The organism is Photorhabdus machadonis (assembly GCF_052657765.1).
This window is the reverse complement of sequence record NZ_CP199761.1, coordinates 5,207,042-5,219,957: the sequence shown is the minus strand read 5'-3', so window position 1 is coordinate 5,219,957 and position 12,916 is coordinate 5,207,042. Positions and strand designations below refer to the sequence as shown.

Sequence of the window (12,916 nt, the reverse complement as noted above, 5' to 3'; positions counted from 1 at the left end):
CATTTTATTGTTTCCTCGACATGACGATACAAACTAGTAGGCCATGACTGATTCATTGATAATTGGGGCTTACAATGCCGAAGAAATCCAAACCCTTTCGAATCTGTGTGGAAGGTGCAACCACAGACGGGCGCAAGGTTCAGCGCGAATGGCTGACACAGATTGCCGCCAACTATGACCCGCAGACCTACGGTGCGCGTATCAACATGGAACATTACAATTTTTCGTGGAGTCCGCGCTTTGGCGATGTGGAATCGGTTTTTACCGAAGAAATCAAGGACGGTGCGCTGGCGGGCAAGCTGGGGCTGTATGGGATACTTTTACCCACCGATGATCTGGTGGAAATGAACCGTAAGCGTCAAAAGGTTTACACCTCCGCCGAAATCAACCTGGATTTTGCTGACTTCGGCGGGGCGTATCTGGTGGGATTGGCCGTTACTGACAGTCCGGCGAGCCTTGGCACTGAAATGTTGCAGTTTAGCGCTAATGCGACCAATAACCCGCTGAATTCACGCAAGCAGCACCCGAACAATGTTTTTACTGCTGCGGAAGAAACTTTGCTCGAATTTATTGATTTGTCAGAGGAAACCGAAAAAATCTCTCTCTTTTCCTGTGTACAGACGTTCTTCCAGAAAAAGCAGCAGAGTGATGATACTCGTTTTACCGATATCCATCGGGCCGTCGAACTGTGTGCCCAAGAGCAGCAGGCCACGGTGGAAACCGTAAACACACTTTCTCAACAAATAGGCAAAATAACTGCTATCAAACAGAAGCAGACCGAACTTGAAACCCAGCTTAGTGACTTAAAAACTCAGTTGAGTCAGCAAGACAGCCAGAAAACACACCGACCGGTTTCGCTGGGATCGCCGAACGCCGACACGCCAGTCAGTAAACATCTGACCAACTGTTAATGGAACAACCCCATGAAGAACGAAACTCGATTTAAATTTAACGCCTTTCTGATGCGTCTGGGTGAAATTTACGGTGTGGACGCGACGGCATTTACAGGCAAGGTAGAAGTCAATCCATCCGTTGCCCAGACGTTGGAAGATGAAATCCAGCAAAGTGCCGATTTTCTGCAAAAAATTAACATGGTTCCCGTCAGCGAGCAGTCGGGCGAAGCGATTGGGCTAGGTGTCGGTTCGACTATTGCAGGGACGACAGACACCGACAGTAAGGAGCGAGAAACTTCCGATCCGACCCGACTCAACGCTATTGAGTATAAATGCGAACAAACCAACTTTGATACCAGCATTCCTTACAAAAAACTTGACTTGTGGGCGAAATTTCAAGATTTCCAGTTACGTATCCGTAACGCCATTATCCGTCGTCAGGCATTGGACCGCATTATGATCGGCTGGAATGGGGTTAAACGCGCCAAAACTTCAAACCGCGTTCAATATCCACTATTGCAGGATGTAAATATCGGCTGGCTGGAAAAAATCCGACAGGATGCACCGGATCATGTTATGAGCAATATCACTAACGAAGCCGGTAAGGTTATATCTGAAACCATCCGTGTAGGAGATGGGGGAGATTTTAATAATCTTGACGCATTAGTGATAGATACCGTCAACAATGCTATCGACCCAGAATATCAGGATGATACGGAACTGGTGGTCATCTGTGGCCGTGAACTGCTGGCTGATAAATATTTCCCGTTGGTCAATCAGTCGCAGCCCAACACCGAAAAAATGGCGGCAGATGTGATTATCAGCCAGAAACGTATCGGTAATTTGCCCGCAGTGCGTGTACCGTATTTCCCGCCCAAAGCCTTGCTAATTAGCCGTCTGGATAATCTGTCTATCTATTATCAGGAAGGCACCCGCCGACGTTCTGTGCTGGATAACCCCAAACGTGATCGCATTGAAAACTACGAATCAGTCAATGAGGCGTATGTCGTTGAAGACTATCGCAGTGTGGCCCTGATTGAAAATATCGAGATGTTGGCAGCCAGCAAAAAAGCAGCGTCATTGCAGCCAGATAATGCCGTACCTGAGCACAATGCCGACACTGAGGAACCATAATGGCTAGCCCGTGGCAGCGTCACCGAATGCGATTACAGGCGACCGAGGCCGCTCAACTGAGTAGCCCCGCGCTGCAAAATCACGGCGGTTATAACCAGATGCTGCTGATGCTGGAGCAAGACCGCCGTCACCTTAAAAAAATCCAGTCTATGGAGCGCAAAGCGCAGCACAAAAGGCAGATCTTGCCTAAATATGCGCCGTGGATTACTGGGGTATTACAGGGGGGCATAGGTCATCAAGATGATGTACTGATGTATGTCCTGCTGTGGCGCATTGATGCCGGTGATTATGATGGTGCGCTGGATATCGCCGAGTATGCGTTACAGCACCGACTTGCTATGCCTGAAAATCATGAGCGGACAACGGGCTGTGCCGTTACAGAAGAGATCGCCGAAGCAGCCCAGCGTTGCTATACCGCTAAATCTCCGGTGCCTCTTGCCACGCTGGAACGGGCGGCCAATCTCACCCACGATCAGGATATGCCCGATAAGGTGAGGGCGGAGTTATATAAATGGCTCGGTTACAGCCAGCGGGATAACAATCAGCCGCAGCCTGCCTATTGTTCGCTGAGCAGGGCTTTAGAACTGAACAATCATGTTGGCGTGAAAAAAGACTTAGAGCAACTTGCCAGAGCGCTCCGCAGTCAGAAACACGACAACACATAACCGAACGTGCCAACGCGCCGGGGCGGCACGGGGTGGCGAAGTCTCAACGCCCTGTTCACCGCCCACCTATTTAGGGGGCAATATGGATTTTATTTCAACCGCACCCGCAACGGATAAACAGGCCACCATGACCAGTGCCCCGTTTTTTCCTGCTATTGAGATCAGTCGTTACCGTGACGAGATGCGCACAGATGGTACGGTCACCGCGCCGAGATTACATCAAGCAATTTCCAACGCCATTGTTGAGGTTAATCGCGAGCTGAACCATTGGCGGCTGAGCCATATTGATGAGGGATACTCATCACTGGCCGATATTCCCGCCGGCACTCTCAATGGCGAGAGTGAGTTGGTTTATCTCTATCGTCGAGCGGTGTTTTGCCTGACTAAGGCGAATCTGATCGAGCGTTACCGCGATATCGACACGACTCAGACCGGCAGTAAAAAGGCTGAGGCAATGGAAATCACCATTGACGACCTGTGGCGGGATGCGCAATGGGCGATGCGCCGGATACAGGGGCGGGATCATGTCATTGTGGCGCTGATCTAATGCGGGTAAGGGCACAACAGTATGACACCGTGGATTCCTTATGCTGGCGCCACTATGGACGAACACAGGGAGTCACCGAACGGGTATTAGCAGCCAATCCCGGTTTGGCCGATGTTGGGGCCATCTTGCCGCAGGGTACCGAGATTGAACTGCCTGAAATAATGCCTGCTGCTGTAACGCCTATCATTCAATTATGGGATTAGAAAATGGACAAACAACCGGATTTATGGGCCGATTTATTGAATGGCCTGAGAAATTCATGGCCGCAGATATCCGGCTCCTTACTGGCTGTACTGATCTGTTATGGTCGCCTGATTTATGACGGTGTAGCGCGAAAAAAACGCTGGGTTGAACCGTTGCTATGTGGCGCGTTGTCGTGGGGTGTTTCCAGCGGGCTGGAACTGTTTGGCATTCCCGGCAGTGTTTCACCGGCTTTGGGAGGCACCATTGGTTTTATTGGTGTTGAAAAACTGCGTGAATTTGCCCTTCGCGCAATCAATAAACGTTTGGGAGACAAATCACATGACTAGAGGTGTTCGCAACCATAATCCGGGCAATATCCGCCACGGCGATAAATGGCTGGGATTACACGACACACAAACAGACCCGTCATTTTGTCAATTTGTATCACCAGAATACGGCATACGGGCCATTATCAAGATTATCCGCAATTATGAACGAAAATACGGATTGAACAGTATCCGGCAGATAATTTCTCGTTGGGCACCCCCGAATGAAAATGATACCGAAAATTACATTGCATATATGAGCCGGGCGGTTGGTATTCCCTGTAATGCGGTGATTGATGTTGATAATCCGGTGATCATGACCCGATTGGTTTGCGCCATCATTCAAATGGAAAACGGACAGCAACCGTATGCTGATACGATCATTAAACGGGCGTTTGCGCTGTTATGAGGTTTAATCTGCACATACTCACCTTGAGTACGCTGGTGGCAGTGTCTGGCCTGCTCTGGTTCTATTACGGTGAGTATCAGCAAAAAAGCGATGAATACCAAACGCTGAACCAGCGGTATGAGCAACAGCAAACCATTACCGATAACGCATTCCAGACCATCAGGATAATCAATGATATCTCACGGGTTAATAACGAAAATCGGAAGCGATCCGCCCTGGATTCCGCACAAATTCAGGCGGCTATCAATTCCGCTGTTGTCGGGAATGATTGCGCCCGTCGTGCTGCTCCTGATAGGGCTGTTATCCGGTTGCAGCAGCACGCGAACCGAATACGTTCAGGTACCGTTGATGCCGATTCCGATGCATTTGCTCGCTGACTGTCTGCCCCCGGTCATAGCCGACTCAATGGCATGGGGTGATAGCTTGTTGCTGAATGCACAGTTACTGGCGGTTATTGAACAGTGCAATCTGGATAAACAGGCCATTCGACAAATAGAACAGACTAGACAGGTGACACATGAAGAAGCCTAACGCCTTGCGAAAGGTCCTGACAGAAAAGATCCCCTACTTGTGCGACAACCCTGAATACCTGCATTTGTTTGTTGAAGATGGTGCCGTGCTGGCGACAATGGCGCTCTCCTTGTCTTACGAATATGAATACACGCTAAACCTGATTATTGAAGCCTATCCCGATGATCAGAATGTGCTCATGGCGGTTATCGGGCACTGGATACGCGAGCACCAGCCAGATATTTTCGCTCATCCTGACAATCGCCGCAGCGGCTTTACCTTTGACGTGAATATTCTCAATGATGACACCGCTGATATCAGTATCGACCTGAAACTGACCGAGCGTATACTGGTCACCCAGCAAGGGCCAGTCAGCACGGTGAGCGCCATTTCTGAGCCTGAAAACCCGTTTGACAGGTGGTGAGATGAACAGTGACGCATTGCAGCCTTTGGATACCGCACTAACCGCCCTGTTGAATCAACTTTCTCCCGCCAGTCGAAAGCAACTGGCCCGTGATATTGCGCGGGACTTGCGACAGAGCCAAATACAGCGTATCCGATCCCAGCGTAACCCTGACGGCAGCCGCTTTACCCAACGCAAGGCACAAACCCGCACTGTACAGCATGGTATAAAATTCATCTGGCGTGGTGAACCTCGCACCTTGAAAAATGGGCAAATCCGAGAGGGCAAGAAGGGTGAAATGATTACTGGCTATGATGCTGAGCGTAAAAGTCAGCGTACTTTTTACAAACGCGATATCCAACGTTTTCTGGACGTCAAAACCGACCGGATCAGTACCCGAAAATCCAATAAAAAGACCCGCATGTTTAAGAAACTGGCTACCGCGCGTTACTTACGTTTGTCCGCCAGTGATCGGGAAGCCGTTATCTTTTTCGCATCGAAAGTCACTGCGGTTGCTCGTGTGCATCAGTTCGGGTTAAAGGAGCGCATGAAAGGGAAAAACATTGAAGTCAAATATCCATCGCGGCGACTTTTGGGACTGACACAGAGTGATATTCAACATATCGAAGACCAGATACTTTCCCATCTCACCCACGGATGTGTGCCAGTCAGTACACAAACCCTATGACGTGCAGGTGAGGGTTTGGGGTGACATTGTTGTCTGCATGAACACACAATTAACTGAACTGTTGCGCCGATTGCGCAACCTGATCCGAATCGGTGTTATTACCCAGGTAGATACTACACGGGGAATGTGCCGGGTTATGACAGGCAATCTTGAAACTGACTGGTTGCATTGGTTGACATCCAGAGCGGGAAGTTCCCGAACATGGTGGGTACCCAGTGTTGATGAGCAGGTTTTATTGTTATCCCTTGGTGGTGACTTGACCACGGCCTTTATACTGCCTGCGATTTTTTCTGATGAGTTTCCAGCCCCTTCGGCATCACCAGAAGCGGTGTGTATCGCTTTTCCTGATGGTGCTGTGATGGAATACGAACCACAGATCAGCGCCTTAACTGTCACAGGTATTAAGACCGCCACGATTACCGCGTCGGCTTCCGTGCATGTTACTGCACCAGAAATCACTTGTATGGCCGACAATCAGATCACATTGGATACACCCACCGTCATTTGCACTCACCATCTGACTACGGGCAGTCTGGAAGTGCAAAAAGGCGGCACTATGCGTGGCAATATCGTTCATGTAGGGGGTGAATTCAGTTCTAACGGGGTTGTGGTGGATTCGCACCGACACAACGGTGTGCGCTCCGGTGACAGTACATCGGGAGTTCCCATATCATGATGTACCTTGGTATGAATCGACAGACGGGTGAGGCTATCAGCGATATTGCCCATGTTCGCCAGTCAGTCAGCGATATCTTGCTAACGCCGATGGGTAGCCGTATTACTCGCCGCCAATATGGTTCGTTGTTATCCGAACTGATTGATGCGCCCCAAAATCCTGCTTTACGTCTGCAAATTATGGCTGCGTGCTATACCGCCATCCAGCGATGGGAACCCCGCATTACCCTGACCGCTATCACTATCAATCAGGGTGAAGCCGGACATATGATTGTTGATATCAGCGGACAATATCAGCTATCCAATGTCCCGGTTGTTTTTTCTGTGCCTGTGGGGTGACCATGCCGACCATCGACCTTAGCCAGTTACCGACGCCGGAGGTTGTCGAACTGCTGGATTTCGAAACTCTGCTGGCCGAGCGAAAAGAAAAACTGATTTCACTGTATCCGCCAGAACAGCGTGAAGCAATCACCCGTACTTTAACGCTGGAGTCTGAACCTATTACTAAGTTGTTACAGGAAAATGCTTACCGTGAGTTGCTCTTGCGCCAACGCGTCAATGAGGCAGCGCGGGCGGCGATGGTGGCGTATGCCACAGGCAGCGACTTAGACCAACTGGGGATGAATAACAATGTGCGGCGTTTGGTATTACGGCCCGCTAACAATCATGCCATACCGCCTATCTCTGCGGTGCTGGAATCTGACGCTGATTTTCGGGTACGCATTCCGCAAGCGTTCGAGGGGTTAAGCGTCGCCGGCCCTGTGGCATCCTATGAATACCATGCGTGCAGTGCTGACGGACGGGTTGCCGATGCATCGGTGATCAGCCCAGCGCCTGCCTGTGTCACAGTCAGTATTTTGTCACGTGAGGGGAACGGCGCGGCCAGTGATGAATTGATTGCGGTCGTGAATACTGCTCTGAATGATGAAAACGTTCGCCCCGTGGCGGATCGTCTGACTGTACAGTCTGCGGAGATTGTCGATTATCAAATTGATGCCGTGCTGTACCTGTACCCAACCCCGGAATATGAGCCGATATTGCAGGCTGTGCGTGAACGGCTGGCGCGTTACACTGCCGAGCAACACCGGATTGGCCGCGATATCGTGCGTAGTGCCATTTTTGCTGTCTTGCATATGCCCGGTGTTCAGCGTGTTCACCTGAAAGCTCCGGCTCAGGATGAGATTCTGGATAAAACTCAAGCGAGTTTTTGCACACGTGCGCAGGTAGTGATTGGGGGAGCGGATGAATAACCGTTTGTTACCTGTTGGATCATCACTGCTGGAAGTGGCCGCCGCTGAAGCCCTCGCCAGTCTGTCAAATGTGCCGGTTCCCCTGCGTGACTTGTGGAGTCCTGAGCGGTGTCCAGTGAAGTTGCTCCCCTATCTGGCGTGGGCGTGGTCGGTTGACCGCTGGGATATGGACTGGCCGGAGAATACTAAACGCGAGTCAATTAAGGCGTCGATGTTTGTTCATAAACATAAGGGAACCATTGGCGCAATCCGGCGAATAGTGGAACCATTCGGTTATCTCATCCGTGTTCTCGAATGGTGGCAAACCAATGATGTCCCCGGTACTTTCCGGTTGGATATTGGCGTCATGGAAACGGGGATCACCGAGACCACCTATCAAGAACTAGAACGGTTGATTTTTGATGCCAAACCCGCTTCACGGCATTTGGTCGGTATGTCTATTCAGTTGGAGACCAGTGGCGAAAATTATTGCGCTGTCGCCAGTTACAGCGGTGATGTATTAACCGTTTACCCCTATATCTCGGAATTAATTACCGCCATTGGCTCTGATGTAGTAGGGGTTGGAGTGCATATTATTGATGATGTGAGGATTGAGTCATGAGGACCAAATATTTTGCCCTGTTAACTCAATTGGGCGCGGATAAGCTGGCAAATGCCGCCGCGTTGGGTACCAAGAGTGAAATCACCCATATGGCTGTTGGTGATGGTGGCGGAAGCTTGCCGACACCAGATACTGCACAGACTAAACTGGTTAACGAACGCCGTCGTGCGGCGATTAATGAGCTAAATGTTGATCCCAAGAATACTAACCAGATTATTGCCGAGCAGGTAATCCCCGAAAACGAGGGTGGTTGGTGGATACGGGAAATTGGCCTGTTTGATAAAGACGGCGTGCTGATTGCAGTCGGAAATTGCGCGGAGACTTACAAACCGCAGTTACAGGAAGGCTCAGGGCGTACACAGACTATTCGTATGGTCTTGATTGTCAGCAGCACTGACACAGTAACATTGAAAGTTGATCCCTCCGTGGTGCTGGCAACGCGGGAATATGTGGACGAGTCGATTCAAACTCATGTGAAGAACCCTAACCACCCTGACGCTACGCTAAAAGATAAAGGTGTCGTTGTTTTGAGTAGTGCGGTAGACAGTAGTAGCGAAATCCACGCGGCAACCCCGAAGGCGGTTAAGGCGGCGTATGACTTGGCAAATGTCGCGGACAATAACGCTAATGGCCGTGTGCCTACTAATCGTAAGGTGAACGGGAAGGCGCTTTCCTCTGATATTTCACTGAATGCGGGGGATATTGGGGCGTATACCAAAGGGGAAATTGATTCTCGTGTGAATGAAGTCAACATACTGGCAAACACGGCAAACCAGAATGCGACCGATGCTAATGATAATGCAAATAGTCGATTGTCCAGGAAAGAGAATGGCGCTGACATTCCTGACAAAAATGTTTTTGTGAAAAATCTCAATTTGTTGGAAACGGTAGTGTTGGCTAAAGGAGCAGTACCGAGCAACCGGAAAATCAACGGTAAGGCGTTGACAGGGGATCTAAGTTTGAGTGCTGGAGATGTGGGAGCATATACGCGAGCAGAGAATGATAATACTTTCTTGCGTATTTCTAGCGATAAAAGCGCCACCGTTGGTAGTTTACTGATTGATAGCAAAACGCCCTTTCCTGAATTGCGTTTCAAATCGAAAGATGGGTATGTGGTAGGAATTAACGGCTCAGAAGGAAAGTGGTTTCATATTTATTCTAACGATCCGAGCAATCAGCGGCGTTACAATATATTAATACCTGAGCGAAGTGGTACTCTTGCATTACAAAATGCAGCGATAAAATCTGAAAATGGTTGGTGGCAATGTGGGGATACGGGGATAATTATTCAATGGGTTAAAGTTACATCCAGTCAACAATCATGGGTAAAAGTCAATTATCCAATTTCTTTTAAAAATAAGTTTTTTGGCTATATTGCTAGTATGTCGAGTATCAATACATCAACGGGTCACACATTAGTACGTAATGCAACACTATCGACATTTGAGTATCAAGCTGGCACTCCTAACAATAATGAGAATCCAGACAGAGTTGTACATATATTATTTTGGGGGGTATAAATGGTTTATTTCTCCAGAAAAGAAGGCGCTTTTTATAATGAAGCTTATAAAGAATGCGTTGAAATAACAGCAGAAAAACACAATGAATTACTCGCCGGGCAATCGCGCGGTTTATCAATTGTCAGTAATAAAGAGGGTTATCCAGTACTCATTGAACGTGCTCCGTCCGTTTATCATAAATATGATGGTGAAAAGTGGACAATATCAGAAAGTGGCAAGGTACAACTTAGGCAGGAACAGCAGCAACAAGCAGAACATAAGAAACAGCAAATTATGCTCACGGTAGGTAAACAGATAGCCCCGTTACAAGATGCGGTAGATTTGGGGATGGCGAGTGATGAGGAAAAATCGCTGTTAGCCGCTTTGAAAAAATATCGGGTATTACTGAACCGCGTTGATGTTAATTTAGTACCAGATATTCATTGGCCTGAAAACCCCTCAGAATAATGGAATCAGAGCCGCAGTAGTTTAGTTCTTATTTGAGCGGCTCTGACTATTTGATATCGGGAGTCTGTGAGGTATCTACCCTATTTCTCATCTCTATTTATGCAACTTCTTCTATTTTAAGTTTCATAGTGCGTAATGTAACGACTGAATCTTTTAATTCGATGACTTCTTATTAATTGCTCAGGGGGTAAATGTCCTTGTGACTTTTTTGATATCCTCCACTTTGTGCTATCCCTGATACTTACCCAATCAACTGAATTTTATTGTCACAGCGATCACCATAGCGAAATCATCATTACGGGAGTCTTTCGCTATGGCACAAGATTATCATCATGGCGTCCGCGTGCAGGAAATCAATGAGGGCACGCGCACCATTACCACTGTCAGCACCGCTATTGTCGGGCTAGTCTGCACAGCGGATGATGCTGACACCAAAACTTTTCCCTTGAACACACCTGTCTTGTTAACCGACGTTCTGACTGCCAGTAGTAAGGCTGGAAAAACGGGCACACTGTCCCATGCTCTGCGAGCAATTGCCGACCAGTCCAAACCCGTGACTGTTGTTGTGCGTGTGGCTCAAGGGGAAACCGAAGTCGAAACCACGTCGAATATCATTGGCGGTGTTACCGACGATGGTAAAAAAATGGGAATGCAGGCGCTGCTTGCGGCACAAGGTCAGCTCGGTGTTAAACCACGCATTCTAGGTATACCCGGTCACGATGCCCAACCTGTTGCGGCGGCTCTCGCGGGTATTGCCCAGAAATTGCGGGCAATGGCTTATGTAAACGCCTATGGCTGCAAGACCATCTCAGAGGCTATCAACTACCGCAACAACTTTAACCAGCGCGAACTGATGTTGATTTGGCCGGACTTCCTCAGTTGGGATACGGTCAAAAATAGCGGGTCTATTGCATACGCAACTGCTCGTGCGTTGGGCCTGCGTGCCAAAATCGACGAGGAAACCGGCTGGCATAAAACCCTGTCCAACGTTGGTGTTAATGGTGTGACAGGGATTTCTGCCGATGTTTTTTGGGATTTGCAAGATGTTGCCACCGATGCCAACCTACTTAACCAGAGCGCCGTTACGACCTTGATCCGCAAGGACGGTTTTCGCTTCTGGGGTTCCCGCACCTGTTCGGATGATCCACTGTTTCAGTTCGAAAGTTACACACGCACGGCGCAGGTACTGGCTGACACGATGGCTGATGCGCATATGTGGGCGATTGACAAGCCACTGACACCTTCGCTGGTACGCGACATTATCGAAGGTATTAATGCCAAGCTGCGTGAACTGAAATCCAATGGTTACCTGATCGACGGTCAGTGCTGGTATGACGACAGTGTTAACACCAAGGACACCCTGAAAGCAGGCAAACTGTTCATTGATTACAACTACACGCCGATCCCGCCATTGGAAAACCTGCTGTTGCGCCAGCGCATCACTGACCAGTACCTGATGAATTTCGCCAACGGCATTAACAGCTAAGGGGCTACTCGTGGCATTACCTCGTAAACTCAAATACCTGAATTTGTTCAATGACGGCAACAATTACATCGGTGTTGTAGAAGAAATGACGCTTCCTAAACTGAGCCGTAAGCTTGAAGCCTATCGCGGCGGTGGTATGAATGGCACTGCCTCGGTGGACTTGGGGCTGGATGATGGCGCACTAGATGTCGAATTTTCTCTCGGTGGTGTCGAGTCCCAACTTTACCGACAGTGGGGTATTGAGAAAGTGGACGGTGTTTCTCTGCGCTTTAACGGTTCCTTTCAGCGTGATGATACCGGGGAAGTGATTGCGGTCGAAGTCGTGATGCGTGGCCGCTTTTTGGAATTTGACCACGGCAGCTACAAACAGGGCGACAACAGCCAGACCAAAGTCAGCGCCAAAAATACCTACTTTAAACTAACGTGGGATGGAGAAGTCCTGATCGAAATCGACACCGTTAATATGGTGGAAATCGTTGGTGGTGTTGACCGTCTGGAAGCCCACCGACGCGCCATCGGTTTGTAACAATTGAACGCTTATCATCTATAAATCACCATAGGAACATTCACCATGATTGAACAAACCCCTGTTGCCCAGCCGGAACACGCTACAGTGACATTGGAAGAACCTATTACCCGTGGTGCAACCACCATCAGCGATGTCGTTGTGCGTAAGCCCAACAGTGGCGCACTGCGTGGTGCCCGTTTGCAGGCCCTGATGGAAATGGACGTCGATTCTATGATGTTGGTTTTGCCTCGTGTCACCGCGCCGGCACTGACTAAAAATGATTTGTTGCTGATGTCGCCCGGCGATCTGATTAACCTCTGCATTGAGGTGGTTAATTTTTTGTTGCCGAAGTCGGTGAAGTCCGATTTCCAGCATCAATAACCGTTGATGAACTGGTGGCAGATATTGCCACCGTGTTTCATTGGCCGCCTGCTGTGACAACTGAGATGGGCCTGCCTGAATTGTTGGCATGGCGTTACCGGGCCATGAAACGGAGTGGGGCCGATAATGAGTGACCGAAACTTACGCCTGCAAGTTATCCTGAATGCCGTTGATAAAATTACCCGTCCTTTCAAGAGTGCGCAGGCTTCTAACAAACGGCTGGCTGAAACCCTTCGCCAGTCGCGCCAGCAACTCCGGGAGGACGGATCGATGGTTTTCGCAAGGTAAAG

The 12,916-nt window shown here is 49.2% G+C and carries 22 protein-coding genes; all 22 read left to right on the top strand.

The window, feature by feature from the left end:
- Positions 1-74: 74 nt before the first annotated feature.
- On the top strand, positions 75-911 hold the full coding sequence (locus tag ACUN2T_RS25195) for a GPO family capsid scaffolding protein (protein WP_445497980.1): 837 nt from the start codon (positions 75-77) through the stop codon (positions 909-911).
- Between the two features lie 12 nt (positions 912-923).
- Entirely contained in the window at positions 924-2,027 is a 1,104-nt protein-coding gene (locus tag ACUN2T_RS25190) for a phage major capsid protein, P2 family (RefSeq protein ID WP_113049718.1), read from the top strand.
- Complete coding sequence (gene gpM, locus ACUN2T_RS25185; RefSeq protein WP_445495577.1) at positions 2,027-2,692, top strand: phage terminase small subunit; 666 nt, start codon at positions 2,027-2,029, stop codon at positions 2,690-2,692. Before ACUN2T_RS25190 ends, gpM begins: the two co-directional genes overlap by 1 nt.
- Positions 2,693-2,774: 82 nt before the next feature.
- Complete coding sequence (locus ACUN2T_RS25180; protein ID WP_110085761.1) at positions 2,775-3,239, top strand: head completion/stabilization protein; 465 nt, start codon at positions 2,775-2,777, stop codon at positions 3,237-3,239.
- Positions 3,239-3,442: a tail protein X gene (locus ACUN2T_RS25175; protein ID WP_323835372.1), complete on the top strand. Its 204-nt coding sequence runs from the start codon at positions 3,239-3,241 to the stop codon at positions 3,440-3,442. Before ACUN2T_RS25180 ends, ACUN2T_RS25175 begins: the two co-directional genes overlap by 1 nt.
- 3 nt (positions 3,443-3,445) lie before the next feature.
- Positions 3,446-3,769, top strand: coding sequence for a phage holin, lambda family (locus tag ACUN2T_RS25170; RefSeq protein WP_113049722.1), 324 nt, complete (start codon positions 3,446-3,448; stop codon positions 3,767-3,769).
- A complete protein-coding gene (locus ACUN2T_RS25165; protein ID WP_110085764.1) occupies positions 3,762-4,157 on the top strand; it encodes a structural protein in 396 nt (131 codons plus the stop codon). Before ACUN2T_RS25170 ends, ACUN2T_RS25165 begins: the two co-directional genes overlap by 8 nt.
- Positions 4,154-4,534: a hypothetical protein gene (locus ACUN2T_RS25160; protein WP_445495575.1), complete on the top strand. Its 381-nt coding sequence runs from the start codon at positions 4,154-4,156 to the stop codon at positions 4,532-4,534. Before ACUN2T_RS25165 ends, ACUN2T_RS25160 begins: the two co-directional genes overlap by 4 nt.
- Complete coding sequence (gene lysC / locus ACUN2T_RS25155) at positions 4,506-4,688, top strand: Rz1-like lysis system protein LysC (protein WP_445495574.1); 183 nt, start codon at positions 4,506-4,508, stop codon at positions 4,686-4,688. Before ACUN2T_RS25160 ends, lysC begins: the two co-directional genes overlap by 29 nt.
- Entirely contained in the window at positions 4,675-5,091 is a 417-nt protein-coding gene (locus ACUN2T_RS25150; protein WP_445495573.1) for a phage tail protein, read from the top strand. The genes lysC and ACUN2T_RS25150 overlap by 14 nt, the downstream gene beginning before the upstream one ends.
- 1 nt (position 5,092) lies before the next feature.
- The gene (locus tag ACUN2T_RS25145) at positions 5,093-5,758 is read left to right on the top strand and encodes a phage virion morphogenesis protein (RefSeq protein WP_445495572.1); all 666 of its coding nucleotides are present in this window, start codon (positions 5,093-5,095) and stop codon (positions 5,756-5,758) included.
- A 37-nt stretch (positions 5,759-5,795) separates the two neighbouring features.
- Positions 5,796-6,434, top strand: coding sequence for a phage baseplate assembly protein V (locus ACUN2T_RS25140; protein WP_445495571.1), 639 nt, complete (start codon positions 5,796-5,798; stop codon positions 6,432-6,434).
- Positions 6,431-6,772, top strand: a complete 342-nt coding sequence (locus ACUN2T_RS25135) for a GPW/gp25 family protein (RefSeq protein WP_036773187.1) — start codon at positions 6,431-6,433, stop codon at positions 6,770-6,772. The genes ACUN2T_RS25140 and ACUN2T_RS25135 overlap by 4 nt, the downstream gene beginning before the upstream one ends.
- A gap of 2 nt (positions 6,773-6,774) precedes the next feature.
- On the top strand, positions 6,775-7,683 hold the full coding sequence (locus ACUN2T_RS25130; RefSeq protein ID WP_445495570.1) for a baseplate J/gp47 family protein: 909 nt from the start codon (positions 6,775-6,777) through the stop codon (positions 7,681-7,683).
- Positions 7,676-8,284, top strand: a complete 609-nt coding sequence (locus ACUN2T_RS25125) for a phage tail protein I (RefSeq protein WP_149616308.1) — start codon at positions 7,676-7,678, stop codon at positions 8,282-8,284. The genes ACUN2T_RS25130 and ACUN2T_RS25125 overlap by 8 nt, the downstream gene beginning before the upstream one ends.
- The gene (locus tag ACUN2T_RS25120) at positions 8,281-9,804 is read left to right on the top strand and encodes a phage tail protein (RefSeq protein ID WP_445495569.1); all 1,524 of its coding nucleotides are present in this window, start codon (positions 8,281-8,283) and stop codon (positions 9,802-9,804) included. The genes ACUN2T_RS25125 and ACUN2T_RS25120 overlap by 4 nt, the downstream gene beginning before the upstream one ends.
- Entirely contained in the window at positions 9,805-10,251 is a 447-nt protein-coding gene (locus ACUN2T_RS25115; RefSeq protein ID WP_445495568.1) for a tail fiber assembly protein, read from the top strand.
- Positions 10,252-10,564: 313 nt separating this feature from the next.
- Complete coding sequence (locus tag ACUN2T_RS25110) at positions 10,565-11,737, top strand: phage tail sheath protein (protein ID WP_445495567.1); 1,173 nt, start codon at positions 10,565-10,567, stop codon at positions 11,735-11,737.
- A 10-nt stretch (positions 11,738-11,747) separates the two neighbouring features.
- Complete coding sequence (locus tag ACUN2T_RS25105) at positions 11,748-12,263, top strand: phage major tail tube protein (RefSeq protein ID WP_445495566.1); 516 nt, start codon at positions 11,748-11,750, stop codon at positions 12,261-12,263.
- A gap of 45 nt (positions 12,264-12,308) precedes the next feature.
- Entirely contained in the window at positions 12,309-12,626 is a 318-nt protein-coding gene (locus ACUN2T_RS25100) for a phage tail assembly protein (RefSeq protein ID WP_214089442.1), read from the top strand.
- A gap of 14 nt (positions 12,627-12,640) precedes the next feature.
- Positions 12,641-12,760, top strand: coding sequence for a GpE family phage tail protein (locus ACUN2T_RS25095; RefSeq protein WP_051560792.1), 120 nt, complete (start codon positions 12,641-12,643; stop codon positions 12,758-12,760).
- A complete protein-coding gene (locus tag ACUN2T_RS25090; RefSeq protein ID WP_445495565.1) occupies positions 12,753-12,914 on the top strand; it encodes a hypothetical protein in 162 nt (53 codons plus the stop codon). The genes ACUN2T_RS25095 and ACUN2T_RS25090 overlap by 8 nt, the downstream gene beginning before the upstream one ends.
- Positions 12,915-12,916: the final 2 nt, after the last annotated feature.